The 24,450-nt window shown below is 62.1% G+C and carries 26 protein-coding genes and 1 pseudogene; 16 read left to right on the top strand and 11 right to left on the bottom strand.

Annotated elements, in window-relative coordinates; all coding sequences use genetic code 11:
- The first annotated feature begins 8 nt into the window (after positions 1-8).
- Both ACBG85_RS25230 and ACBG85_RS25225 read left to right on the top strand, forming a co-directional pair.
- Positions 9-446 carry an SRPBCC family protein gene (locus ACBG85_RS25230; RefSeq protein WP_058226630.1) on the top strand — a complete coding sequence of 146 codons (438 nt, stop codon included), beginning with the start codon at positions 9-11 and terminating at the stop codon, positions 444-446.
- Positions 447-589: 143 nt separating this feature from the next.
- Positions 590-1,561: an alpha/beta hydrolase gene (locus ACBG85_RS25225; protein ID WP_063315720.1), complete on the top strand. Its 972-nt coding sequence runs from the start codon at positions 590-592 to the stop codon at positions 1,559-1,561.
- A 9-nt stretch (positions 1,562-1,570) separates the two neighbouring features.
- On the opposite strand, the gene ACBG85_RS25220 is transcribed toward ACBG85_RS25225, so the two are convergent.
- From ACBG85_RS25220 to ACBG85_RS25210, 3 genes are read right to left on the bottom strand one after another with little or no spacing between them, the layout of a single operon-like run.
- Positions 1,571-2,374 (bottom strand): transglutaminase family protein, encoded by an 804-nt coding sequence (locus ACBG85_RS25220; protein ID WP_007729981.1) that lies wholly within the window; start codon positions 2,372-2,374, stop codon positions 1,571-1,573.
- Between the two features lie 58 nt (positions 2,375-2,432).
- Entirely contained in the window at positions 2,433-2,999 is a 567-nt protein-coding gene (locus tag ACBG85_RS25215; RefSeq protein WP_054188431.1) for an NTP transferase domain-containing protein, read from the bottom strand.
- A gap of 2 nt (positions 3,000-3,001) precedes the next feature.
- Positions 3,002-3,844 carry an alpha/beta hydrolase gene (locus ACBG85_RS25210; RefSeq protein WP_019745522.1) on the bottom strand — a complete coding sequence of 281 codons (843 nt, stop codon included), beginning with the start codon at positions 3,842-3,844 and terminating at the stop codon, positions 3,002-3,004.
- 146 nt (positions 3,845-3,990) lie between these two features.
- On the opposite strand from ACBG85_RS25210, the gene ACBG85_RS25205 reads away from it, so the two are divergent.
- Positions 3,991-5,100, top strand: a complete 1,110-nt coding sequence (locus ACBG85_RS25205) for a DUF6670 family protein (protein ID WP_063315721.1) — start codon at positions 3,991-3,993, stop codon at positions 5,098-5,100.
- A 15-nt stretch (positions 5,101-5,115) separates the two neighbouring features.
- A pseudogene (locus ACBG85_RS25200) lies at positions 5,116-5,696 on the top strand (AAA family ATPase).
- Here the strand turns inward: ACBG85_RS25200 and ACBG85_RS25195 are convergent.
- Together ACBG85_RS25195 and ACBG85_RS25190 are read right to left on the bottom strand one after the other, a co-directional pair.
- Positions 5,679-6,323, bottom strand: a complete 645-nt coding sequence (locus ACBG85_RS25195) for an SUMF1/EgtB/PvdO family nonheme iron enzyme (protein ID WP_063316032.1) — start codon at positions 6,321-6,323, stop codon at positions 5,679-5,681. The pseudogene ACBG85_RS25200 and the gene ACBG85_RS25195 sit on opposite strands and share 18 nt — an antisense overlap.
- 26 nt (positions 6,324-6,349) lie before the next feature.
- Entirely contained in the window at positions 6,350-7,870 is a 1,521-nt protein-coding gene (locus tag ACBG85_RS25190; protein WP_223257826.1) for a PucR family transcriptional regulator, read from the bottom strand.
- Between the two features lie 175 nt (positions 7,871-8,045).
- Between ACBG85_RS25190 and ACBG85_RS25185 the strand changes: the two genes are divergently transcribed.
- Both ACBG85_RS25185 and codB read left to right on the top strand, forming a co-directional pair.
- Complete coding sequence (locus ACBG85_RS25185; protein WP_003940577.1) at positions 8,046-8,510, top strand: nucleoside deaminase; 465 nt, start codon at positions 8,046-8,048, stop codon at positions 8,508-8,510.
- Complete coding sequence (gene codB, locus ACBG85_RS25180) at positions 8,507-9,838, top strand: cytosine permease (protein ID WP_063315722.1); 1,332 nt, start codon at positions 8,507-8,509, stop codon at positions 9,836-9,838. Before ACBG85_RS25185 ends, codB begins: the two co-directional genes overlap by 4 nt.
- A 94-nt stretch (positions 9,839-9,932) precedes the next feature.
- On the opposite strand, the gene ACBG85_RS25175 is transcribed toward codB, so the two are convergent.
- Entirely contained in the window at positions 9,933-10,778 is an 846-nt protein-coding gene (locus tag ACBG85_RS25175) for a mechanosensitive ion channel family protein (protein ID WP_003939801.1), read from the bottom strand.
- An 86-nt stretch (positions 10,779-10,864) separates the two neighbouring features.
- Here ACBG85_RS25175 and ACBG85_RS25170 point away from each other — a divergent pair, with 86 nt between their 5' ends.
- The 4 genes from ACBG85_RS25170 to ACBG85_RS25155 all read left to right on the top strand — a co-directional run bounded on the left by ACBG85_RS25170 (position 10,865) and on the right by ACBG85_RS25155 (position 14,592).
- Positions 10,865-11,503 (top strand): DUF2461 domain-containing protein, encoded by a 639-nt coding sequence (locus ACBG85_RS25170; protein ID WP_003939783.1) that lies wholly within the window; start codon positions 10,865-10,867, stop codon positions 11,501-11,503.
- A 428-nt stretch (positions 11,504-11,931) separates the two neighbouring features.
- Positions 11,932-12,924 carry an ABC transporter substrate-binding protein gene (locus ACBG85_RS25165; RefSeq protein WP_007729992.1) on the top strand — a complete coding sequence of 331 codons (993 nt, stop codon included), beginning with the start codon at positions 11,932-11,934 and terminating at the stop codon, positions 12,922-12,924.
- Positions 12,925-13,007: 83 nt separating this feature from the next.
- Positions 13,008-13,793, top strand: a complete 786-nt coding sequence (locus tag ACBG85_RS25160; protein ID WP_063315723.1) for an alpha/beta fold hydrolase — start codon at positions 13,008-13,010, stop codon at positions 13,791-13,793.
- A gap of 70 nt (positions 13,794-13,863) precedes the next feature.
- Positions 13,864-14,592: a Clp protease N-terminal domain-containing protein gene (locus ACBG85_RS25155; RefSeq protein ID WP_372025270.1), complete on the top strand. Its 729-nt coding sequence runs from the start codon at positions 13,864-13,866 to the stop codon at positions 14,590-14,592.
- 69 nt (positions 14,593-14,661) lie between these two features.
- Here ACBG85_RS25155 and ACBG85_RS25150 read toward each other — a convergent pair whose 3' ends face one another.
- Complete coding sequence (locus ACBG85_RS25150) at positions 14,662-14,865, bottom strand: cold-shock protein (protein WP_003939930.1); 204 nt, start codon at positions 14,863-14,865, stop codon at positions 14,662-14,664.
- A gap of 139 nt (positions 14,866-15,004) precedes the next feature.
- Entirely contained in the window at positions 15,005-15,898 is an 894-nt protein-coding gene (locus tag ACBG85_RS25145; RefSeq protein ID WP_003939834.1) for a LysR family transcriptional regulator, read from the bottom strand.
- A gap of 168 nt (positions 15,899-16,066) precedes the next feature.
- On the opposite strand from ACBG85_RS25145, the gene ACBG85_RS25140 reads away from it, so the two are divergent.
- From ACBG85_RS25140 to ACBG85_RS25130, 3 genes are read left to right on the top strand one after another with little or no spacing between them, the layout of a single operon-like run.
- Complete coding sequence (locus ACBG85_RS25140; protein WP_003940304.1) at positions 16,067-17,542, top strand: sodium:solute symporter; 1,476 nt, start codon at positions 16,067-16,069, stop codon at positions 17,540-17,542.
- Positions 17,543-17,584: 42 nt separating this feature from the next.
- Entirely contained in the window at positions 17,585-18,205 is a 621-nt protein-coding gene (locus ACBG85_RS25135; RefSeq protein WP_372025267.1) for a TetR/AcrR family transcriptional regulator, read from the top strand.
- Positions 18,202-19,146, top strand: a complete 945-nt coding sequence (locus ACBG85_RS25130; protein ID WP_047272041.1) for a C-terminal binding protein — start codon at positions 18,202-18,204, stop codon at positions 19,144-19,146. The genes ACBG85_RS25135 and ACBG85_RS25130 overlap by 4 nt, the downstream gene beginning before the upstream one ends.
- Positions 19,147-19,158: 12 nt before the next feature.
- On the opposite strand, the gene ACBG85_RS25125 is transcribed toward ACBG85_RS25130, so the two are convergent.
- On the bottom strand, positions 19,159-19,932 hold the full coding sequence (locus ACBG85_RS25125; RefSeq protein WP_047272043.1) for a class II aldolase/adducin family protein: 774 nt from the start codon (positions 19,930-19,932) through the stop codon (positions 19,159-19,161).
- 134 nt (positions 19,933-20,066) lie between these two features.
- Here ACBG85_RS25125 and ACBG85_RS25120 point away from each other — a divergent pair, with 134 nt between their 5' ends.
- Positions 20,067-21,119, top strand: coding sequence for an ABC transporter substrate-binding protein (locus tag ACBG85_RS25120; protein WP_253741291.1), 1,053 nt, complete (start codon positions 20,067-20,069; stop codon positions 21,117-21,119).
- A gap of 46 nt (positions 21,120-21,165) precedes the next feature.
- Positions 21,166-21,885 (top strand): dienelactone hydrolase family protein, encoded by a 720-nt coding sequence (locus ACBG85_RS25115; protein ID WP_030536547.1) that lies wholly within the window; start codon positions 21,166-21,168, stop codon positions 21,883-21,885.
- Here the strand turns inward: ACBG85_RS25115 and ACBG85_RS25110 are convergent, their stop codons facing one another.
- Positions 21,886-22,611, bottom strand: coding sequence for an SDR family NAD(P)-dependent oxidoreductase (locus ACBG85_RS25110; protein ID WP_030536548.1), 726 nt, complete (start codon positions 22,609-22,611; stop codon positions 21,886-21,888).
- A 72-nt stretch (positions 22,612-22,683) separates the two neighbouring features.
- Between ACBG85_RS25110 and ACBG85_RS25105 the strand changes: the two genes are divergently transcribed.
- Positions 22,684-23,223: a MarR family winged helix-turn-helix transcriptional regulator gene (locus ACBG85_RS25105; protein WP_225320148.1), complete on the top strand. Its 540-nt coding sequence runs from the start codon at positions 22,684-22,686 to the stop codon at positions 23,221-23,223.
- Here the strand turns inward: ACBG85_RS25105 and ACBG85_RS25100 are convergent, their stop codons facing one another.
- On the bottom strand, positions 23,224-24,435 hold the full coding sequence (locus tag ACBG85_RS25100) for an acetyl-CoA C-acetyltransferase (protein WP_064114167.1): 1,212 nt from the start codon (positions 24,433-24,435) through the stop codon (positions 23,224-23,226). It abuts the gene before it with no gap.
- Positions 24,436-24,450: the final 15 nt, after the last annotated feature.

Below are 24,450 nucleotides of genomic sequence, written 5' to 3'. Positions count from 1 at the left end.
CGGACGCCGTGACCGACTTCGACTTCCACAGCGTCTGGACGCTTCCTGCCTCTGCTGACCGCGTCTACGAGGTTCTCGCGGATGCCGAACAGTATTCGCAGTGGTGGCCTCAGATACGCCGAGTCGGGACGATCGACGAGCATTCAGGCTCCATGTCCATCCGCAGCGCTGTCCCTCTGACGCTGCTGGTCTTCGGGCGACGCGAGGTGGAAGACTCAGTTGACCGCTTTCTGAAAGTGCGTCTCACCGGCGCAATGACAGGGTGGAGTAGCTGGGCGGTGCGCCCCGCTGGATCTGGTTGCACAGCCGAATTTCGGCAACAGGTAGCGGTGTCCGGAGCGCTTGGTCTGGCCGCGAAGGTCGCGAAGCCGCTGTTCGAGTGGAATCATGAAGCGATGATGCGTGGAGGGCACCGCGGACTGTGCGCATATCTCTCCCGGCCGTGATCGCGACCAGAACTTGCACACGCTCGAGCAATTGATCCATACCCGTCGTGTCATTTTGACGCAGCGTCAGTTATCGTTCACATCAGCAGCCGACAAGTATGTGTAACTCAAATGCACAAAACGGCTTGACCTGGGAGGACGCTATGCGGACGCGAGATTCGACGGTATGGCATTGGAACGTGAGTCCGCGAGCGCGGGTCACCTTCTGCCTGACCAGGACGTTCGTGAAGCCGATGTTCACCCTCTGGCCGACCACCGAACGTGGTATCCGCCAACTCGAGCGACTCGACGCGATGGCGGACAAACTGCCGAAGCCGAAGAACCTCGATATCGAGCCTTTCACGCTGGGTGGTGTGCCCAGCGAGAAGGTGCAGCATCCACGCAAAGCGCAGGGCGAGTTGGCCGGCGCCACGATCCTCTACTTCCATGGAGGGGGATTCGTCTTCTGCGGTCTGGCAACGCACCGGGCACTGTGCGGTTTGCTCTCTGCGAAGGCCGGAGTACCGGTGATCTCCGTGCGCTACCGCCAGCTGCCGGAAGGTTCCATCGGCACCTCCGTCAAGGACGCAATGGCCGCGTACACCGCGTTGCTCGAGACAGCCGAAGACCCGAACAAGATTGTGGTTGCCGGTGACTCGGCGGGCGGATACCTGGCCATGAAGGTCGCCGAAATTGCCGCACTGCGCGGAATCACGCGGCCCGCTGCCGTGGTGGGATATTCCCCTCTTCTCAACGTGAACCTCGAGGACCATGATCCCGATTTCATGAAACGTGATGCCTACCTACCGATGTCACAGGTGGAAAAGCTCAAGGACCGGTGGCTCGAGGGGCCGGACGAGATTCCTGGTGCGCAGTCGCCGATCAACGCCGACGCCAGTCTGATTCCGCCGTCGTTCCTGGTGTCCGCCGAATACGAACTGATGCGTCCGGACGTCGAGATCATGACCGAAAACTTGATCAAGGCAGGACAAGCCGTCGAAACGCACATCTGGAGTGGGCAGATCCATGCTTTCCCGGTGATCGGGAAAGCTCTTCGGGAGGGTAAGGCGATCGTCGATCTCACGATCAAGTTCCTCGAGCGAACGATGGCCTCGCAGAACCAGATCAGCGCCTGACGCTGCTTTTCAGCCGATCGATGTGAGTGTTGCGTAGTCGTCGTTGTCGAGAACGCCGTCGACGACTGCGCGAACTTCCGAGGCATGCAACGTGATCGATCCGCCGTGATTGTCGAGGAAGGCTGTGTCTGCGGCATCTCGGCCGGTCGAGATGCGCACAAGATTGCTGCGCGGCGCCAACTGCGTTGCATCGACCACGCGCCAGACGTGGTCGATATTGGCTTCGACTACGGCGTGAAAATCCATCGGATCGCAGCCCGGCGCGTAGACGGCCACCAGTCGAGCGGGAATCCCCACGGCGCGCAGCAGTGAGATGGTCAGGTGCGAGTAGTCGCGGCACACTCCGGCGCCGGCGAGCAAGGTGTCTACCGCACTGTCGGTGCCGCGACTGGTGCCGGGAACATAACTCAAATGTGTACTCACCCAGCGAGTGACTTCGAGGAGGAGTTCGGCCGGGGGAGTGGCGAGATCGAATTGCCCGGCGACAAAACCGAAGAACTTGTCGGCCTCGGCATACCGGCTGGGGCGCAGATATTTCGACACGTCGTAGTCGCTGACCGACAACGGTTCTGCGCGGCCGATGACGGTTGCGTCGTAGCTGACAATCAGTTTGCCTGGGGCACAGTCGAGTAGGTGGATCCGGGTACCGTGTTCGGCGGTGATCTCGCGGGGTTCGAGCGGATTGCCGTCATGGACGAACGACATCGTTTCCAGCAGTTCGACACCCGGCGCGCGCGTCACCGCGATCTTGAACTCCAGGTTGGTCGCCTCGTCGATCTCGATGTCGAGCAGGGCGGCGACGGTACGTTTCATCGGGCCATCTTTACACCGAATACGGACACCCACCACCTGGGAGGATTGTGACGTGCGATCAGGCTTCGGGATAGTCGACGTCGACGCCGCTGCTGAGGTCGCTGCACTCCACCAACTCGACCCCGTGTTCGCGTAGGTAGGTGTTGGCGCCGCCGTCCCCGGTGAGTGACTTTGCAAGCGTCGGCCAGTGGTCGCGTCCGATCAGGACGGGATGGCCGGGACGGCCGTGAAAGACAGCTCTTCGCAGTATGTTTCGTGATGGGGAGCTGTGACCCACGATCCGCGTCACGGTGTCGGCGTTGAGGTCCGGGACGTCGACCAGAGAGATCGCTGCCGCATCTGCGTCGTCGATTCGCATGGCGGCCTCGAGTCCGCAGCGCAGTGACGCGCTCATTCCGTGTTGCCAATCCGATATCACCACAATGACATCGGTGGTGCGCAGTAGTTCGAGGGCGTCCTCTGCCTGCGCGCCGAGGACCACGATGACCGGTGAGAGGCCTGCGGACTGCAGTGTCGTCACCCCGTGGTGGAGCCAAGACTGACCCTCGGTGTTTGTGACGAGCGCTTTGGGTTTGCCCATGCGGGATCCGGCCCCGGCCGCCAGCAGGATCCCGCACGTAGACATGACTATGCTCCGGTGACCCGCGGACGCAGCCACTCGATCAGATCGTTCAGAACTTCTTCCTGCTCAGGCTCGTTGAAGATCTCGTGGTACAGGCCGTCGTACACCTTCAAGGTGACATCCGAAGAGCCGGCCAGATCTGCGACGAGCTTGCTGCCGGCCGGGTCCGTCAAACGGTCGTCCGAGCCGTGTTGAAGCAGTACGGGAATGGTGAGCGAGGGCAGCCGCGCCGGGAAGCCTTCCGCGGCGGTGATCATGCCGCGCGCGATGCCGGCGGGAACCTTGCCGTGGTGAACCAGCGGGTCGGCGTTGTACTTGTCGACGACCTTCTGATCACGCGATACGGCAGCAGCTTCCAGGTTCTCGACGGGCACGTCCGGGAGGTATTTGCCGACGATCTTGCCCAACTGCATCACGATCTTCGGAGTGCCGGTTGCGATGATCACCGCAGGTCCGGACAGGGCGAGGGCTTTGAGATCGGCCTGATGGTCGAGGGCGTAGGAAAGGGCGATCGCGCCGCCCATGCTGTGCCCGAGCAGGAACTTGTCCTTGCCGGGATGTGCCGCCGTCACGATCGAGAACAACGTGTGGACGTCGTCGGTGAAGTCGGAGAATTCCTTGAGGTGAACGCGCTTGCCGCCAGAGCGTCCGTGCCCGCGATGGTCGGGTGCGTACACGATGAGCCCGAGTTCCCCGAGTCGCGCAGCCACGTGGTCGTAGCGCCTCGCATGTTCGCCGAGTCCGTGGCACAGGACGAGAACCCCGGTGGGTTCGCGGTCCGGTGTCCACACGTCGTAGACGATCTTGGTGCCGGCCACTCCGGTGAACGACGACTCTTCGTGCTGCATTGTTGCGCCCTCTCTGCGACCGGTTCCGGTACGCGGATTCTCACATGCTATTCGCCGCGTGCGCAGGGCGCGGGTGTTCAGGGTGTGAGGTCGTCGAGGAAAATTCGACACTTGTTTGTTACGTCTGGTTACATTAACTTAGGGGCGTGACCGGACAAACCGTTGATCGTTCCGACCCTGTTCCCGCCACCCGCTCGCGCCGATTGTGGCGACCCGCGGTTCGGGCCTTGCTGGACGCCGCGCTACCGCTGATCGACAAGCGAATGGCGGAATCGGTACGCCCGTTCGATCGGCCCGACATGATGCGTCCGCACCTGGCTTCGCGGAAGTTCGCGTGGACGCACTACGGGATCTTCGTTCCCCGGCTGCCAGGGCCTCTCCGTTACCTCAACACCATGACGTTGATCGGTGCAACCGGGACGGTGGTGTTCGACAACGACTATCTCGCTGCACCAGACGCGCGAAACACCGCAACCGTGCTGAGTTCCACCGCAGCGCCGGGCCATCACTTCTACCGGGCGTACGACGCTGCCGATGAGTGTGCATTCGAAGAAGATGGTTCGCGAATCGCCTTCGGTGACAACCTGATCATCGAGAACAGCTATCCGAACTTCCGAGTCACCGGGCGATACGACTCATTCGACGTCGATCTCGAGATCGTGGCAACGGACCAAGCGTCGTGGTTCGTGCGTAATCCCGTCTACGACCACGTCAGTCTGCTGGCACAGTGCTCCGGAACAATTGCGAGTCCGGATGGACCGATGAGTATTTCGGCTCCGTGCACCGTCGAGTACGCGCGGTGCATGACACCGCAATCGTTGACTCGCCGCGCGCTTCCCGAGTCGTGGAAGCTCCCGGCCGACTTTTTCACCTACCAGATCGTTCAACTGGACGACCGGCATCAGTTGTTGCTCACCGATGTTCGAGCGTCAGGGGTTTCGGCGTGCAAGCTCGCCTACATTCGGACTGTCGACGGTAGTGCGAAGGTCTTCGACGACGTCGAGTTCGACGTGCTCGAGTACGCCGACGCATTGCACGTCGACCCACAGGGTCGCGAGATGCGTGTGCCGCGCGTACTGCGTTGGCAGGTGCGCGATTACGGTAGGACGGTCGTGGAGTTCGAGGCGGAGATCGACTCGGAGTGGCGCTACGGTCACGGCAAGGGATACGTCGGCGCGTACACCTACCGGGGAAGCTTCGACGGTGCGTCGATCAACGGTACCGGTTACATCGAATGGGTGGACTGCGAAGTGTAAGGCCTGGGTGTATCGGTGCCTTTCGTAGACCCCGCCGCGCTGACGATTCGTCCGCAGAAGATCCTTGTCGCGGGGACTTCCGGTGCCGGAAAGACGACTCTCGCCGGTCGAATCGGGCGGCTTCTCGAGATCGAACACACTGAGCTGGACTCGCTGTTCCACGGGCCCGACTGGATTCCGCTCGACAGTTTCGAAACCGAAGTACGACGCTTTTCCAGCGAGCCGGCCTGGGTGACCGAGTGGCAGTACGGTGCGGTGCGGTGCGTGAGCTTCTGGCCGAGCGTGCGGACCTGATGCTGTGGTTGGATCTGCCTCGGCGGACGGTGATGCGCCAGGTGATCACACGAACCGTGCGTCGGCGATTGCAGCGAGAGGTGTTGTGGAATCGCAACATGGAGCCGCCGCTGCATACCATTCTGTTCGATCCGGATCACGTGGTGCGCTGGGCCTGGCGAACCGACGGACGCAACGAGGAGCGAATGGCCACGGTTCTTGTCGATGTGCCGTCGTTGCCGATAGTTAGGCTTCGCAGTCGAGAAGAGATCGAGGCTGTGCTCGAAGTCCTCGGCCGTCTGCCCTCAGATCGTCTGAGCTAGGCGAAATCCCAAGTCGTCGATAGCAAACGTCGGGTGGCTTCGCCTCCTTACGGTAGCGCCGCAACCGCGCTCACTTTCGGCCCAACTGCCGCCGCGGAAGATCCGGTACGTGCCGTAAACCTCGGGGTCGTAGAGATCCCAGCACCATTCCCAGACATTGCCGATCATGTCGTACAGGCCCCAGTTGTTGGGTGTCTTGGTTCCGACGGGATGCGCTCTACCCTCTGAATTGTCGCTGTACCAGGCAATCTCGTCGATCTCGCCGTAGCGGTAGCCGGAGGTGCCAGCCTTGCATGCGTACTGCCACTCGGCCTCGGTGGCGAGCCGGTAGCCAGTTGCGCCCCGGTCCCACTGCGGAGAATCGGTGTCGACGTCTCGATATGCGGGTGTCAGACCGTCCGCGGCCGAAAGTGTGTTGCAGGTTGCGATGGCGTCCTTCCATGAAAGGTCGACCGCTGGTTTGCTCGAATCGTCCGACGAATCTCCGTGAAGCAGCGCCCTGGTGGTGAGATGGCTTGCGAGGCGGAAGGATTCGACTTTCGAGGTCCACGAAGTACCTTTGCGGTCGTCCCGAAGGTGCACCTCGCCGGCAGGGATCTCGATCATCAACTCCGCTGCTCCGGTCATTCGTTCATCATCGCAGAGGTTGTCGCTCACCCGGGGAGACGCTCGAACGCTGCTTGTGGATCAAGGCCGGTGCGCATGCGCCATGCGGTCAGCGCAAGCCCGAGGCAGACCACCTGTGCCGGATCGTCGAGGGAAACACCCATCAGCTTCTCGATACGCGTGAGCCGTGCATAAAGCGACTGACGCCGAATGCCGAGGAAATCCGCGGTTCTCGCCTTGCCGCCCCGATGTGCGAGGTACGCGTCGAGCGTTCGGACGAGGTCGGCGGAATGTGCTGTGTCGTAAGCGATCAGCGAACCGAGTTGCTCCGTGACGAACGAGGACAAGGAAGCGGGCGTCGTGCCGGCGGCGAGCAGTCGTTGGACGCCGACGTCCCTGGCGAGGATCACTCCGGTCCGGGTGCCGAAACGCCGTGCGATCTGGACGACTTCGCGAGCTTGCGCGACCGCCGCACCGACGCCCGACAGATCCTCGACCGGCGTCGCCACTCCGAGCGTGCGTACCGCGGAACCGCCCGGCCCGCGGCGTAGCAGCTCGTCGGCTTCGGTGAACGCAGTCCGCACTCGAGCGGGGGATGCGGACGCCCACCCATGCGCGAGCACGATGACGTGATTGGCCGCAGTCCCGACGACACAGGAGCCGAGCACGGCCCGTACGGCGTCGCGTACTTGGTCAGCGAGCTCTCGAACCGGCGTTTGCCGATCGATGTCGACAGCGGCGACGAGGACGTGGTGCCCCTCCGACAACGGCGTCCACCCGGCGGCTGTCAGTCGCTCGGACAAGTCGCCGTGCGATGTGAGCACACCGCCCACCACGTCGGTGATCACCGATTGGGCGAGTGACTGTCTTGGGCCGAGATCGCCGTGACGGCCGAGTTCCAGAGCTACCGCGACGGCGGCGCAGTTTGCGACGGCGGTTCGGCGTGTGGTTGCCGGCCCGCACAGGACAAGTCGACCGAGTGAGTTCGTCGGGCCGCGTACGTCGTGGATAGTGCGTTCGGTCTCGGATCGCTCTGCGCCGGTTGTGCTGCGCTCGACGGTTCTGCCATCCGCGTCGAGCAGATCGACGCCGCACCCCGCGAGTCGTGACACCTTGTCGAGCAGCGCGGTCATGCCCTGGCCTGCAACCACGAGACTCAGAAGTTCTTGCCAGACAGGCTCGCCCGCTTGCGCCGAACCGAGAGTGCGGCGGAGCATGAGGTCGTGAAAGTCTTCGACCATCCGCTCGAAGGGCACTACTGCGTGCAGGGCCAAGAACGCGAGTCCCCGTCGGCGCGAAGCTTCGACGAGTTCGGGAGGGGCCGTGAGGAACGAGCGCCCGACTTCCATCGCGAGTGCGACGCATCCCGCGTCCGCCAATTGGTCGATGTAGGCGGTGAGCTGCTCGGGAGATCGCCCGTGCAGACCGAGGCCCGTGGTCAGAAGGACCTCACCTCCGGACAGCAGCCCACCCATCTCGTACACCTCGGACGAATGGACCCAGCGGACCACCGCGGTATCGACGTCGCCCGCGAGCACCTCGATTGCGGCGGCCTTGAACGAGGGCATCGCAAGAACTTGTCGCAGAGTCGGGAGCATTTCTATATCGTCCGCCGAGGGGGCACTTCGTCATAGAGCTAGTTCTGCCGAACTGACAGGTTGTCCCTTGTCGGGCTGTTACCACCGTGGTCGGATTGTGACACGAGCCACAATCGACGATTTTGGTCAGACTCCAGGAGCGCACATGAATCATCCGGCACACACCGATGAGTATTTTCTCGGACTTGCGATCGAACAGGCGAAGATCGGTTGGGAGGAGGGCGGCGTGCCGATCGGCGCGGCGCTGATTCACCGGGGCGAGGTTCTCGCAGTCGGACGTAACCGTCGGGTCCAGATGAACAGCGCCATCCGTCATGGCGAGACCGACTGCATCGAGCGCGCCGGACGACTGCCGGCCTCGGTGTATCGCGAGTGTGTCCTCTACACGACTTTGTCGCCGTGCTTCATGTGCGCCGGAACTGCGCGCCTGTACGAGATCCCTCGAATCGTGGTCGGCGAAAATCGTTCGTTCGAGGCGTCGGAGGAATGGTTGCGCAGCAGCGGAATTCAGGTCGACGTCGTCGACGACGCGGAGTGTGTGGCACTGATGGACCGCATGCTGGCCGAGCGCCCGAGCCTGTGGCTCGAAGACATCGGCGAAGTTGTATGAGCAGCGCCGTCGAACCTGCCACGGTCGCAGGCGATTCGGAGAGCGCAGGCCCCCCGATCGATCCAGACTATCCCGTCACTCCGGTTCCGCTTCATGCACGAAAGCCGTTCTTCTCGCTCGCAGTCGTGTTGTTGGGGTTCACCATCTTCACGCCGACGATGTTGGCCGGAGCAGCGCTCGGTACCGCGTTCTCGTTCTGGAAACTGATGGTGGTGATCGCCGCCGGATCCGCCATCTTGGGGGTCTACGTCGCCATGATGGGGTTCGTCGGAGCCCGAACCGGACTGACTACAGTTGTGATGGCGCGCTACAGTTTCGGCACTCGCGGGTCCAAGCTCGCTTCGATCCTGCTGGGCGGTACTCAGATCGGCTGGTACGGAGTCATCATCGGCACGATCGGTGATCTCACCGCGCAGGCATTGGGCTGGGAGTCCTATCTCGCGCGGGCGTCGGTGATGATCGCGGCGAGCATCTTGATGTGCGTCACCGCCTGCTACGGCTACCGCGGAATGTACTGGGTTTCGCTCGTCTCGACGCCCTTGATCCTGGCGTTGGCCTGCTGGGTCGTGTTCCGGTCCCTCGAAGAGGTCGGTGGATTCTCCGGCCTGGTCTCGGTTCAACCGCAGACGACCATGACGATCGCGCTCGCAATCACCACTGTCGTCGGCACGTTTGTATCGGCGGGAACGCAAGCGCCCAACTGGACCAGATTTGCTCGCTCCGGATCACAAGCGGTGTGGGCCTGCGTTATCGGGTTCCTCCTCGGAAACGGATTGATGATCCTGTTCGGCGCCATCGGAGCCATCACGTTCCACGAGGGTGACTTCGTGTTGATCCTCTACAACCTCGGGCTTGTCGGCTGGGGCCTGGTCTTGCTGTTCGGAAACCTCTGGAAGAGCAACGCAGACACCGCATACGCCTTCGGAGTGGCCGGTGCCGAACTGTTCAGAAAGCCTCGCAAGACCCCGTTCGTCATCGGTGGATGTGTGATCGGCACGGCGCTCGCTCTGACCGGTGTGCACAACCATCTGGTCGACTACCTGAGTCTGCTCGGAACTTTCATCCCGCCATTGGGCGGCGTGATCATCGCTGACTTCCTGTGCCGGTGGCGGCGAGGCATTCCCGAGGGATACACCCCGCAGCCGGTCCACTGGCGAAACCTGGCCGTCTATGCCGTCGCAGCGTTCCTCGCTTGGCTTTCCGGTGAGTTCGAGGTGGGAATCCCACCGCTGATCGGAATCGTGGTAGCCATTGCTCTGACGATGTTCCTGCACAAGGCGTTTGGCAACAGATCGGCAGATCGGGAGGTCTCGACCTCCACCGTCTGAATCATGCTTCAGGCACCAGCGAGCCCCCGGCGGTATCGACCGCGCCGGGGGCTCGCGTAATTGATGGAAAGGGTAGACGATTCCGTCTCAACCGTCAGCGCAGAACAGGCAGGTAAGGTGCCTCGATTCCCTGCTCTTCGAACGCAGTCAGCGCCGAGCGCGCAAATGCGCGCTGGACTGCCCATTGGCGCCCAGGCTTGACCTGCGCCGTCACTCGAATGGTAATTGCCTCGGCAGTAACCGAATTGACTCCCAGCATCTCCGGCTTGTCGATCATGTCCGCCCTGATCGGTTCGGACTCTGCCGCCTCGAGGACAGCTCGCGTCGCCACCTCACACGCTTTGTGCACGTTCGCATTGTGGGCGATCGGGAGATCGAGAACTGCAGTGGCGTAACCCTGACTCATGTTGCCCACTCGCAGGATTTCGCCGTTGCGGCAATACCACAAGGTGCCGTTGACATCTCGAATCGTGGTGACGCGCAGGCCCACTGTTTCGACGGTGCCGACCGCGTCGCCGAGATCGACGACGTCGCCGACACCGTACTGATCCTCGAGCAACATGAAGATGCCGGAGAGGAAGTCACGCACCAGGTTTTGTGCACCGAAACCGATGGCAAGGCCGATGACGCCGGCGGATGCGATGAACGGCGCGACGTTGATCCCGAGGATGCCGAGAATCTGCAGCACACACCAGACCAGGATGACGATGGACACCGTCGATTTGAGTACCGAACCGATGGTCCGGGCTCGCTGCGATCTGCGCTCGTTCACCTTGGCGTTCGGAGACTTGCGAGGCTTCGACATTCGATCGATCCCGCGGTGCAGTGCGAAGCGCAGAACGACTGCGAGTGCCACGTAGATCGCGATCTCGACGGGTCGGTGAATCAACCAGTCTCGGTTGGTATCGGTCAGTTCCCATGCTTGTATTTCGGAAATCATCTCCATACAGTCTACGGATTCGGGCCGATCCGGGCATCGGTGCAGGGCAGACGGTCCAAAGCCGAACAGGCAGCTAGGCTTACGCCATGGCTGCGTTCACTGGCATACCCGTTGCTGCACTCGACTTCTACGAAGACCTGGAAGCCGACAACAGCAAGACCTGGTGGGCAGCGCACAAGGAGACGTACGACGAAGTGGTTCGTCGTCCGATGGCGTCGTTGACCGCGGCGTTGGAGGACGAATTCGGCACGGCCAAGCTCTTTCGGCCGTATCGTGACGTTCGATTCTCGAAGGACAAGATCCCGTACAAGACGCACCAGGGAGCGTTCGTCGGTCTCGCCGAGAGCTGTGGCTACTACGTGCAGATCGACGCGGCAGGGTTGATGGTGGCCGGTGGTTTCTACGCCAGCAGTTCGGAGACCATCGCGCGTTATCGTGCGGCTGTCGACGACGACGTTCGAGGGCCGGAGCTCGAGAAGATCCTGGCCTCCGTCGAGAAGGCCGGATTCACGATCGGCGGCGACAAGCTCAAGACGGCGCCTCGCGGATACACGGTCGATCACCCGCGGATCGAATTGCTGCGTCACAAGTCGCTGACCGCTGGTCGTAGTTACCCAAGCCCGTCGTGGCTAGACAGCGCCAGGACATTGAAGGAAGTTCGCACAGCGTGGCGCGCACTGACGCCTTTGGTCGAATGGTCCGGACAGGTGCTCGGACCGAACTGACCGTCCGACAGAAAAGTGTGACGTAGCCGTAGGAGAGTTCACCTCGAGTTCATCAAAACTCGAGACGCCTGGGGCTAGCGTGGTGTGTGTAACCGAAAGTTTCGGCCCCGCTTCGAGTCGCAGCGCCGCAGTTCGAAGCCATTTTCTCTCGATCGACATCGTGAACAACCCGTGTCAGTGGAGACCATCATGGCTATGTTTCTCGCCCTCGTCCTGATCATCTCGGTCCTCGGAATCGTCGGCACCTACCTCGCGTTCAGTGCGGTCTACTTCGTCGAGATGCGCAAACTCGACAAGTAAGGGGTGCGAATTGGCCTGATTCGACTATTTCTGGGCCGATCGCGACGACCCTCCCTGCGTACGCTGTTAGGGCATCCTTATCCGCTCGCAACAGTGGATGATTCATTTCTTTTGGAGGTTCGACACGCATGCCCGCTCAATCCACGCTCTTGCTTCCCGAGGGTTACTCCGACAACCGCCTCGTCTCGGATCTCACTCGTCGGCAATTCGGCTTCGGCGCCGGAATCGCCGGACTGGGCGCGTTCCTGGCGGCGTGCGGTGACAGCGGAAGCAGTTCGGGCGAAACCGAAATGCGTTCCGTGACGACACCTCTCGGAACGTACGACATTCCTGTCAATCCGAAGAGAGTTGTCGCGATCGACTCTCGGCTCGACCTCGAACCTGCTGTAGCTCTGGAACTTCCGCTCGTCGGCTACACGTACGCCCAGGCGACACCGTGGGTGCCTATCGATTCGTCGGTACCGTTCCTGTCGGAGATCCCCAACCGCGAGCAGATCTTGGCGCTCGAGCCCGACCTGATCGTGTGCCTGAACTACGAGAGCGAGTGGTGGCCGGTGGCCGAGATGTCCACCATCGCACCGGTTCTGACGACAGAGTTCACCGACGACTGGCGCACAAACCTCTCGCGGTTGTCGGGCTGGCTCGGTCGAACGGCCACACTCGATCGATTGACGCTCGACTACGACAATCTGATTTCCGACATCCGCAGTCGTCATGCCGAGAAGATTGCGTCCAAGACCGTCGCCAGTGTCTCGTTCATGCCGGACACGAACACGCTGTACGTCACGAGCATCCGTACCTCCGAGAAGGGCGACAAGCCCAGCGACATGACGCTCGGCGACATCGGTGGCAAAACCGCCACCTCGGAGGGGCTCGATCCCGAGGGCGGCGTCAGCCTCGAAGGCCTCGACGTGCTGGCCGGCGTCGACGGCTTCATGATCACCGAGAACGAGGACAGTGCCGCGTACCAGGCATTGGTGGCGAGCAAGCTGTGGCAGCGACTCCCGGCAGTGCAGGCGGGCAACGTCACCAGTCTGGGTGGCTCTACGTTCTACGGTTCGATCTACACGATTTCGTACGTGGCACAGGGTTGGGATGCCCTGTACAACAAGATCAGCTGAAGCCTCTGCCGACCGGACCGATGAGTTTAGGTAACGCGGGCGGTCTAATCAGGTAGGCATTGACCAGACCTGAGGAGATCGACGTGCAAACAGAGCAATCCCCAGCGGTAGTGCAATCCCGCGACGGTACGACCATCGCATACGAACGCTCCGGTGCCGGACCAGCAGTGGTCCTGGTCGCCGGAGCGTTCTGCGACCGCGGATGGTTCGATTCCCTGGCTGCAGAGTTGGCGGCGGACTTCACGGTGTACTCGTACGACAGGCGCGGACGCGGGGACAGCGGTGACAGTCGCGCGTTCTCGATCGACGCCGAGGTGGAGGACTTGCGGGCGGTCGTCGCTGCCACCGGTGAAACACCGCTCGTTTACGGATTGTCGTCGGGTGCCGCGCTGGCTTTGGAGGCCGCTGCGCAGGCCGTTCCGATGCGTAAGCTCGCCGTCTACGAGGCGCCGTACATGGACGACGACCAGCGTGACGAGACTGCCCAAAGTGACCTGGAGCGATTGATTGCGGGCGGCGACAGGGAAGGTGCTGTGACGCGTTTTCTGGATCTGACCGGCGCGTCTCCGGAGATGGTCGACGAGATCAAGCGGAGTGCCGATTGGCCCGACATGTGCGCCATCGCGCACACCTTGCCTTACGACGTCGCGGTGTGTGATCACGGCTGCGAGTCGCTCGATTGGCTGGCCTCGATTACCGTCCCCACGTTGGTCATGTACGGCGGTGGCAGTGGTCAATGGGCGCCTGCTTCGGCAATGCGAATTGCCGCACAAGTCTCGGGGACAAAGACTCTGGAGATCCCCGGTCAGGGCCACGGCGTCGCCGACGACGCTATTGTCCCGGCTCTGCGTGAATTCTTTTCCGGCTGAGCACTGGGCGGCGAAAACGATCGTCAACCTAGGGTTGACGCTTTCGATTGCGTCAACCTATGGTTGACGCATGAGCAAACCAGTGGAAATGACCAACACGGTTCGACTCGACGACCTCATCGACGCGATCAAGAAGGTGCACACCGATGCTCTCGACCAACTCTCCGACGCCGTGATTGCCGCTGATCATCTCGGTGAAGTTGCCGATCACCTGATCGGCCACTTCGTCGACCAGGCGCGCAGGTCGGGAGCGTCGTGGACGGAGATCGGCGCGAGCATGGGTGTCTCGAAGCAGGCTGCGCAGAAGCGTTTTGTTCCCAAGACGCCGAGTGATCAGAAGCCGATGGATCCGAACGAAGGGTTCAACCGGTTCACTCCCCGGGCGAAGAACGTCGTCATGGCCTCGCAGAACGAAGCCCGCGCTGCCGGCAACGCAGAGATCCAGCCTGAGCACCTGCTCCTGGGGCTTGTCGAGGAGCCTGCCGGGTTGGCTGCGAAGGCGATAGTCGCGCAGGGGGTGGAGCTTGGCTCCGTTCGGGACGCGGTGGCCGGTGTACTACCGGCTCCGACTTCCGAACTACCAGAACTTATTCCGTACGACGCTCGTGCGCGCAAGGTTTTGGAACTGACGTTCCGTGAGGCTCTTCGCCTGGGCCACAACTACATCGGCACCGAGCACATCCTGCTGGCACTGCTCGAACTCGAAGACGGATCAGGGGTTCTGGCTGACCTCGGAATCTTGAAATCGGTTGCGGAGTCCAACATCGTGGGAGCGCTGGCCGCCATTCAGGATCAGTGATTCAGGGGTGAATCTGATGCAGAAGAGGGCCGCACCCTTGCGGGTGCGGCCCTCTTCTTGTGTCACTGATTAGACAGCGCGCACATTGGTGGCCTGAGGACCCTTCTGGCCCTGGCCAACCTCGAACTCCACACGCTGGTTCTCGTCGAGCGACTTGTAGCCGTTGCCCGAGATTTCAGAGTAATGAACGAACACGTCCGGTGTTCCGTCGTCGGGAGCGATGAAACCAAAGCCCTTTTCGCCGTTGAACCACTTCACGATGCCCTGTGCCATACCGATACTCCCTACAAACTCGATCCGGGCCCTCACATCGAAGTCCCGATCTCGATATGTCTATCCTCCCACGCCGCGCAAGTCGAACGGTGGGCGACGTGCAGAAAGCGAGTTGTCAGGACTATCGGAGGTGGCTGCGCTACTGATCTTCGACGCTGGTTCTGACCAATTCACGGAAAGCGAGGACCAGTGGTTCGCGTGCCCGTCCGCGGCGATAGATCAGGGAGAACGGTGCCTGATATCCGAAGGAGGCGGGCAAGAGTGGGCGCAATCGTTGCTGGTCGACCCAATATCCGGCGTAGTGCTCGGGCAAATATCCGATGTATCCGCCCGAGAGGATCAGAATGAGTTGGGCCTCCATGTTCTCGACGGTGGCCGATCTCTCGGTGAATCCTTGGCGAGCCAACTCGGCTTCGCTCCAATAACCCCTGGTGACCATTCGTTGACGGGTGATGACGTCCGGGTGCACCCGCTTGCTCGAGAAGAGCGGATGTTTGTCGCTGCAGTAGAGCCAGTGCTGCTCGCGGTGTAGAGCCTGCGCTGTCAGGCCGTTCATGGGCGAGGCGAACGCTCCGATCGCCACGTCGATGCGGTCGTCGAGAACGCCTACCTGAAGCTCGTGCGGAGTTTGGATTTTGAGGTCGAGATAGACACCGGGGTGTGTTCGGCTGAATTCACCGATGACGTCGGCGAGCGGGAGCGTCGAATCCGTGACAGTCGAATCCAGTACCCCGACGGTCATCGTTCCCCGAAGTTCGCCTTGGAGTGCGGTGGCATACCGCTCGAACCCCTCCAGCTCGCCGAGGATGCGGACGCATTCCTGGTGGTAGAGCTCGCCCTTGCTGGTCAGGCTGAACCCGCTGCGACCGCGGTGGCACAGGACGATGCCGAGTTGGCGTTCGAGTTGGCTCATGTAGGTGCTGATCGCCGAGGCGGACAGTCCTAGATCCTGCTGTGCCGGCGCGAAGCCCTGATGGCGCACCACGGAGGTGAAGATCCGAAGCAGTTTCAGATCGGGAAGTGTGCTACGCATCGGGTACCTCGGCAGAGTCGAGAACAGATACATCAGAAATTTCTGAAGTGATTATTTGTATCAAGTGATTTATTTCACGTCAATCGTCTTCTACGGTTTCCTCAGGCGGTCTGACGAGACCGGCGTCTGCTCTCGGACCTGCTGGTACTTCACGAAGGAATCGTCACCATGGACATAGCCATAATCCTGACCTACCTGGCCGCAATGCTGGCTTTCGGTTGGTGGGGCAAACGCCGCGCGAGCAACTCCAGTGAGTACCTCGTCGCCGGTCGAAGGCTCGGTGGAGTTCTCTACACGAGCACGATGGCCGCCGTCGTCATCGGCGGAGCGTCGACGGTCGGCGGTGTCGGCCTCGGCTACAAATACGGAATCTCCGGTATGTGGTTGGTTGTCTCCATCGCCGCTGGTGTGCTCCTGCTGAGTTTGTTGTTCGCCTCCCGGATTCAGCGTCTGAAGGTGTACACGGTTTCGGGAATGCTGAAGTTGCGCTACGGAATCGACGCAACCGGCGCGTCCGGCATCGTGATGATGGCCTACACGTTGATGCTCACCGTCACGTCCACCATCGCCTACGCCACTATCTTCAACGTGCTCTTCGGTTTCGACCGGACGCTCTCCGTAGTCCTCGGTGGATTGATCGTCGTCGCGTACTCCGCGATGGGCGGCATGTGGTCGATCACGCTGACCGACGTTGTTCAGTTCGTCATCAAGACGATCGGAATCTTCTTCCTCCTGCTCCCGTTCACCTGGTCGAAAGCGGGTGGGTACGACGGGATCAAGGAGCGTGTGGGCGACGCAGCGTTCTCACTCGGCACTATCGGCACCGGCACGATCATCACCTTCTTCGTCGTGTACACGCTCGGAATCCTTATCGGGCAGGACATCTGGCAGCGCGTGTTCACGGCCAAGTCGCCCGAAGTTGCGCGCTGGGGCGGCGTCGCTGCGGGCGTTTACTGCCTGCTTTACGGTGTGGCAGGTGCGCTGATCGGTCTGGCGGCTTCGGCTCTGATGCCCGACATCGGTTCGTCCGACGACGTCTACGCCGACGTCGCCGTTCACGTTCTCCCGATCGGTCTCAGCGGAATTGTGCTGGCAGCCGCCGTCGCAGCGATGATGTCGACCGCTTCCGGCGCACTGATCGCCACTGCCACAGTGGCTCGGCAAGACGTCTTGCCTCTCGTCTCGAAGATCTTCGGGCGTACACAGCCTGGCCTGGATACGTCCGATCCGGAAGCAGATGTGCGCGGAAACCGCCTGTACGTCATCGTGATCGGCCTCGTCAGTATCGTTCTCGCTGCCCTGATCAACGACATCGTCGCGGCGCTCACGATTGCGTACGACATCCTCGTGGGTGGCCTGCTCGTCCCCATCCTCGGTGGTCTGGTGTGGAAGAGGGCCACCGGAACCGCGGCAATGGCTTCGATGGCGGTGGGAACGGCGGCGACTCTGATCACGATGTTCGTCGTCGGCGACGTGCTGGCCAACGAACCGGTGTACGTCGGTCTGGTGAGTGCACTCGTTGTCTTCGTTGCGCTGAGTCTGACCACGGCGCCGACTCCGCCCGCGGTGATGAAGATCTGGAACGAGCGAGTTTCCGGAAAGGACACGGAGACGGCCGAACCGGAAGTTGCCCCGATAGCCTGAAGGTCGGTGCGTGCAGGAGTGCACGCCACAAGGAGGTAGATCGTGCCCAAGGTCGTTGATCACGACGAGCGACGGTTGGTGCTGGCCGACGCTGTCCTCAGCCTGATCGCCCGCGAGGGTATCTCGGCGGTGACCACCAGGGCGGTTGCCGAGGAGAGTGGATGGTCGACCGGAGTGTTGAACCACTACTTCAATTCTCGACACGAACTTCTCCTCGCCGCGCTGCGCCGGGCAGCGGACATCCAAGGTGATCAGTATCAGGTCATCCTGGATCAGGTCGACAACTCGGCGCTCGAAAAGTTGCGGGGAATCACCGCCAGTGTCTTGCCGCTCGACGATCGACGCCTGGCGATGACGCGCGTGTTCCTCTTCTTCTACGCCGAAGGCGCACAGGAAGAGAAGGCTCGCAGTGAGATCGCGGGCTTTCTCGCTCGGTGGCGCCGGATCGTTCTCGAGACGGTTCTGGAGGCGCAACAGGAGGGATCGGTGCCGGCAGATGTCGACCCCGACCTCGTGACGATCAGGTTGGTCGGACTCACCGACGGCCTTGCCATGCAGTCGATTCTTGATCCCTTCATGATGGACGCCATTCGGGCTCCCGGCGCGGTGGCCCGAGGCGTCGACGCAGTCTTGCAAGCGATTACCGCGGAGGCTCGGACGTGACGGATCGAATCGTGGTGCTCGACGATTTCATCGACCTCGGCACTCTGCGAGAAACTCTCGGCGCCGCCGGGATCGACGTCGGCGTCGAGTTCAGTTCCGAGATCCCGAGCGGCGCAGGCATAATCGCGCTACTGGTGGGGCCGGAGACTGTAGGGCTCGACGCACATCATCTCGACTCCTTGCCGGATCTGCGTCTCCTCGCGGCCACCTCGGCCGGGTTCGATCACCTGCCGGTGGGCGCGGCGCATGATCGGGGCGTCACCGTCACTCGCGCGGTCGACTACTGCACCGAGGAGGTGGCCGATCATGCGCTGGCGTCGATCCTGTCCTTGCTGCGCTCCATCGGTCCGCTTGATGCCGCAGTGCACCAAGGTCGTTGGAGTGTCGTGGAGTATCCGCCACGTCGGATCGCAGGAACAGTTCTGGGCCTCTATGGATTCGGACTGATCGCTCAGGCACTTGCCAGCCGTGCAGCAGCGCTGGGGATGACGGTCTTGGCAGCGGGGCGTTCGCTCTCGGCCGGAGCGCCCGGCGTCGAGGTCGTGGAGTGGGACGAGCTTCTGCGTCGATCGGACGTGCTGAGCCTGCATGTGCCGTTGACTCCGGAGACCGCCGGTATCGTGGACGCTCAGGCTTTGGCGTCGATGAAGCCGGGATCGTTCCTGGTCAACGTCTCGCGCGGAGGCCTCGTCGATCACGAAGCGCTCGGAAGTGCTTTGCGTAGCGGCAGATTGGCCGGCGCTGCGGTCGACGTGCTACCGGCAGAACCGCCGACTGCTGATGATCCGATACTGCAGATTCCGAACCTGACGATCACTCCTCATTCTGCCTGGTATTCGTCGGCGGTCTCGGGGACCCTGGCCAGACAGTCCGCACTCAACGTCGTTGCGGTGCTGACGGGAAAGTCCCCGGTGGGCGTTGTAGCCGCACCGGGGTCCTGAGGGGCGCTCGCCTCAGTTCTTGTATTCCGGATCGATTCGATCGAGAAGGCGAAGTAGTGCAGCCCAGGCTAATTCGTAAGCCTGGTCGTCACTGAACTCGTCTTTCACCTCGCCCGCGAATTGTCTGGCGGTGTACTCCGCCAGTTCAGGGGAGGGTAGGCGCAGACTGCCGGAAGCCTGTGCGGCGATCTGGATGTCGCATGCTTTCTCCAGGTAGAACATTCGCAGAAATGCTTCCGACGCAGTCTCGCCGACAGTCAGCAGGCCGTGATTGCGGAGAATCAGCGCGGGGTGGGTGCCGAGATCCTTCACCAACCGCTCACGCTCGACGGTGTTGAGAGCGATGCCCTCGTAGTCGTGGTAGCCGACCCGATTGTAGAACTCCATCGAGATCTGGTTGAGCGGCAGCAGACCGTCTTCCTGTGCTGCGACGGCGCAGCCGGCCTTGGTGTGGGTATGAAGGACGCACTGTGCGTCTGACCGCGCGGAGTGCACTGCCCCATGGATTACGAATCCTGCTGGGTTGACCTGATATTCGGACGGCTCGACGAGGTTCCCGTCGAGATCGATCTTGACCAGGTTGGATGCTGTGATCTCTTCGAAGAGAAGGCCGTACGGATTGATGAGGAAGTGATGTTCGGGTCCTGGTAGGCGCACCGAGACGTGCGTGAAGATGAGGTCCGTCATCTTGAAGTGGGCGAGCAACCGGTAGACGGCGGCGAGTTCGCGGCGAAGTTCCAGTTCGGACTTGGCAATTGTTGGCGGGGTGGTGGCCGGCGCGCTCATACGGTCTCCGTTTCGATGGGCAGTACAACTTTCGTTTAAATATATCAATCGATATATTTAAACGTCAATGGTTGCCGTACACCAAAACGTAGGAGCCCCACTCGTGCTCAGGGTGGGCTAATCTCGCATTCGCTGTGCCCTCGGCGCGCGCAGCAGATGCCGAGAAGGAGAGTGCACACGTGTACGGAACGATTCGCGAATCACCGACGACCGCTGAACTTGTGGACCAGCTCAGCCGCCGTGGGTTCTTCGGGGTCGGCGCAGTGGCAGCGGCCGCCATCCTTGCGGGGTGTTCGACTACATCAGATGCTTCTGATGCCGGCGAACAACGTGAGGTGATCAATGCGCTCGGAACCACCACGATCTCGGGAAAGCCGGAAAGGATCGTTGTTGCCAGCGACTTCACGGATCTGGAATTCCTGCTCTCGCTCGGCGTTCACCCAGTCGCCTACGGCAACACAGGATCGTGGGACCGCGGTTCACTGCCTTGGCAGAGCACCGCGGGAATAGCCGACCTCGAAAGCTTCGGCACCACAGGCGAAATCAACCCGGAAATCATCGCGCGCTACTCGCCGGACCTCATCATCGGAATGAAGACTTATCTCGAACCTGCCGCCGAGAGGCTCAGTCAGATCGCTCCGGTCATCGCGCTGGACTGGACCACCTCGTGGCGTGACGGCGTCGCCACGGTCGGGCAGGCAGCTTTTGTCGACGAGGCTGCTGCTGCAGCGATCGCCCGGACCGACGCTCTGATCTCCGACACCGCAGCTTCCCTGAACGGCTTGGGTGGCAAGACGATCATGATCGGCTCGATGTACGGCGATCAGTTGTATGTGCAGGGGGATGCCAGTGCGCCCGGGGTTCTGCTGCGCGAACTCGGACTCGACTATCGCGGATACAACGCCGAGCAGATGACTGCGCTGTCGATGGAGCAGGCGGAGGTACTCGCACCCGCAGACATTTTGCTCAGCCTCGCTTCTGATCAGGAAGCGACGACGAGGTTGGAGAACTTCGCAGTTTTCCAGAACCTCCCCGCGGTGAAGGCGCGATCCTATGCGCCGGTCGAACTTCTGCTCTCGAATGCCTTTGTCGATAATTTCGGTCCACTGAGCGCGCCGTACGCCTTGCCGCAGCTCGCCGGGGTCTTGACCGGGCTTGCGGCGGGCCAGGGAAAACAGCTCCCCTGACCTCGCTTCCGAGCCTATTGACGCCGCGTCGGCCTAGCATCGAAACATGGTGGACATAGATCTGACGGGCCGCGCCGCAGTAGTCGGCGGATCACAACCGCTGCGAGCGATACTCGAAACCCCCACTACCCCCGGCCCGTGGCCGGGGGTAGTGATGATTCACGAGGCCTTCGGGCTCGAGGAGGTGATGCAGCGGCAAGCCAAGCGGCTGGCCGCTGCGGGATTCCTGACGCTCGCTGTCGACCTCTACAGCGCGGGCGGGGCGAAGCGGTGCCTAGTGCCCACCATGACGTCGATGCTTCGAGGACACGGCAAGGCGTTCACCGACATCGAAGTCGCTCGCAGTTGGCTGGTGGAATCCCCGGACTGCACCGGAAAGATCGGTGTCATCGGATTCTGCATGGGCGGCGGCTTCGCGATGGTCAGCGCCGGAGATTTCGACGCTGCCTCGGTCAATTACGGTCAGCTTCCACGCAAACTCGATGAGGCCGTGGTGGATGCGTGCCCGATCGTCGGGAGTTTCGGAGGCAAGGACTTTTCGCTCCGGGGCGCGGCAGCGAAGCTGGAGACGGCGCTCAGCAATGCCGGTATCGAGAACGACGTCAAGGAGTACCCCACCGCCGGCCACGCGTTCCTCAACGACGCGGAGGCCGGACCCAAGGTGCTTCGTCCTTTGGAGCGCATCCTCGGAATCGGTCCCGATCCTGTTGCAGCGCAGGATGCCTGGAAGCGAATCGACTCGTTCTTCGAGCGCCACCTGGCGTGATCAGCGACTGGTTCTCTCACCGCCGTTGACTGCCAATACCTGACCGGTGATCTGCCGGGCACCCGGTGAGGCCAAGAAATGGACGGCTGATGCGATGTCGTCCGGGGTTCCGGCGCGCTTGGTGCTGGTGGATTCGATCAGCATCGCGCGACGCTCGTCCGTCAGAAAGTCCCGGAAGAACTCGGTGTCGGCGATGTAACCGGGGGAGACGATGTTCGCCGTGATGCCTTCTGGGCCCAGTTCGGCGGCCAGATCGACATTCCACGTGGCAACTGCTGCTTTGGCAGCGCCGTACGCTCCAGCTCCCTTGTCGGCGGCAATCGATCCGATGGTGATGACGGCACCGCCACTGGGGATTCGATCTCGAACTGCTGCTGTGGTCAACACTGCCGAGATCAGATTGGAGTCCAGATTGGCCCGCCACCCGGCGGCCAGGGATTCCAGATCTGACGGCGCTTCGCGATCGAAGTCCGTGTTACCGCCGGCGCAGTGCACCACGACGTCGATGGTTCCCGGAAGTGAATCCTGCAGCCGCTTCAGGTCTTTCGGGTCGGAATTGTCACAAGTCAAGGCGTGAACATTATCGCCCAACTCCTCCGCGGTCTTTTCGAGTGGTTCCGTGCGTCGGCCGGTGACAAAAACGGTGTCTCCGTCTCGGGCGAACGCCGCTGCAACTGCGCGTCCGATCCCTGTTCCGCCGCCGGTTACCAGAACTGTGCGTGTCATGCCTACCTCCGTGAGCTACGTTTAGACCTATACGAAGAACGTATCATTTAGAGCTAAACGAGGTGTGCAGTGGTGGGCGACTACAACCCGGACGACGCGGTGGACGCGGTTGCCTTGGCGTGGCTTCGCGAACGGCCGGGCACGCCCGTAGAGGGTATCGGCATCGTCACCAGGCTGTGGATGTGCGCCAAGCTGCTCGGTGAGGATCGCCGACGGGTACTCGCCTCGGCCGGTGCGGACACCGCGACTCTGGACCTGCTCAGTGTCCTGCGGCGATCCGGCGAGCCGTATCAGTTGACGACTCGCCAGATCACCGAGCAGACCGGAGTCACGGCCGGTGCGATCTCGCAGCGACTCGCGCGCGCGGAGAACGCGGGTCTGGTGGAGAGGTCTTCCGCCGCGGAAGGGTCACGAATAGTGCTCGTGACCCTCACTGCCGCCGGTCACGAACTGGTGGAGCAATTGGTGGACCGAGTCCTCGGCCGTGAAGCCGAACTGACGTCGATTCTCACCGAGCAGCAGCAGGCCGAACTCACCGACCTGCTGCGTGTCTTTCTCGACGGCCTACGCGGCGAACTCGGTGACTCCGGCGTCGCGCACGTCGGGGCTTGATCAGGACAGGCGCTCGAAGACCGCAGCCAGGCCCTGCCCGCCGCCGATGCACATCGTCTCGAGGCCGTAACGCGCTTCGCGACGGTCCATCTCGCGCAACAGGGTGGCCAGGATTCGTCCACCCGTGGCACCGACCGGATGTCCGAGGGAGATGCCGGAGCCGTTGGGGTTGATGCGTGGGTCGTCGGCCTCGAGATTCCAGCTCTGCAGGACTGCAAGTGCTTGTGCCGCAAAGGCTTCGTTGAGTTCGATGACGTCCATGTCCGCCAGGGTCAATCCGAGGCGGCCGAGTGCCTTCTCCGACGCCGGTACGGGGCCGATGCCCATGGTGCGCGGCGGAACGCCCGCAACGCTCCAACTCGCGAGGCGTGCGAGCGGTCGCAGTCCGAGGGTACGAGCTTTGTCGGCGGTGGTGACGATCGCCAGTGCTGCGCCGTCGTTCTGCCCGCTGGCATTACCTGCAGTCACGGTGGAGTCCGGGTCGATCTTTGCGCGCATGGGACGAAGGCGCGCAAGCGATTCCATCGAGGTGTCGGCGCGTGGATGCTCGTCGGTGTCGACGAGCAGGGTCTCGCCCTTGCGCTGCGGAACGGATACCGGAACGATTTCCTCGGCGAAGACGCCGTTCTTCTGTGCTGCGACTGCACGCTGATGGGACTGAACCGCGAGTGCATCCTGATCCTCGCGGCTGATGGAGAACTCGGCGCGCAGGTTCTCTGCCGTTTCGATCATTCCGCCGGGAACCGGGAAGTCACGTCCGCCGGCTGCGACGCGGGCGCGCGCGAGACGATCGCTGAGCGCAACTCCTTCACCCTTGACGCCCCAACGCATTCCGGTTGCGTAGAACTCGGCCTGGCTCATCGACTCGGCACCGCCGGCGAGGACCAGGTCACTGCCACCGGACTGAACCTGCATGACGGCCTGGATGACTGCCTGTAATCCCGACCCGCACCGGCGATCCACCTGCATGCCGGGAACATCGATGCCCAGACCCGCGTTGAGCGCCGCGATGCGTCCGATCGCCGGAGCCTCACCGTTCGGCGAAGCCTGGCCGAGAATGACGTCGTCGATCTCCGCGCCGGAAATGCCGGTACGCGTGACGAGTTCGGTGATCAGCGTCGAGGCGAGATCTTCCGGGGCTACGTCACGGAAGACACCGCCGAAGCGGCCGACAGGGGTACGGAGCGGTTCACAGATGACAACGTCAGGCATTAGTTCTTCCTTGGG

It is taken from the genome of Rhodococcus sp. NyZ502 (genome assembly GCF_041464245.1).
Lineage (GTDB): Bacteria > Actinomycetota > Actinomycetes > Mycobacteriales > Mycobacteriaceae > Rhodococcus_F > Rhodococcus_F qingshengii.
The sequence above is the reverse complement of the archived record's forward strand: the minus strand, read 5'-3'. Positions and strand labels throughout refer to the sequence as shown.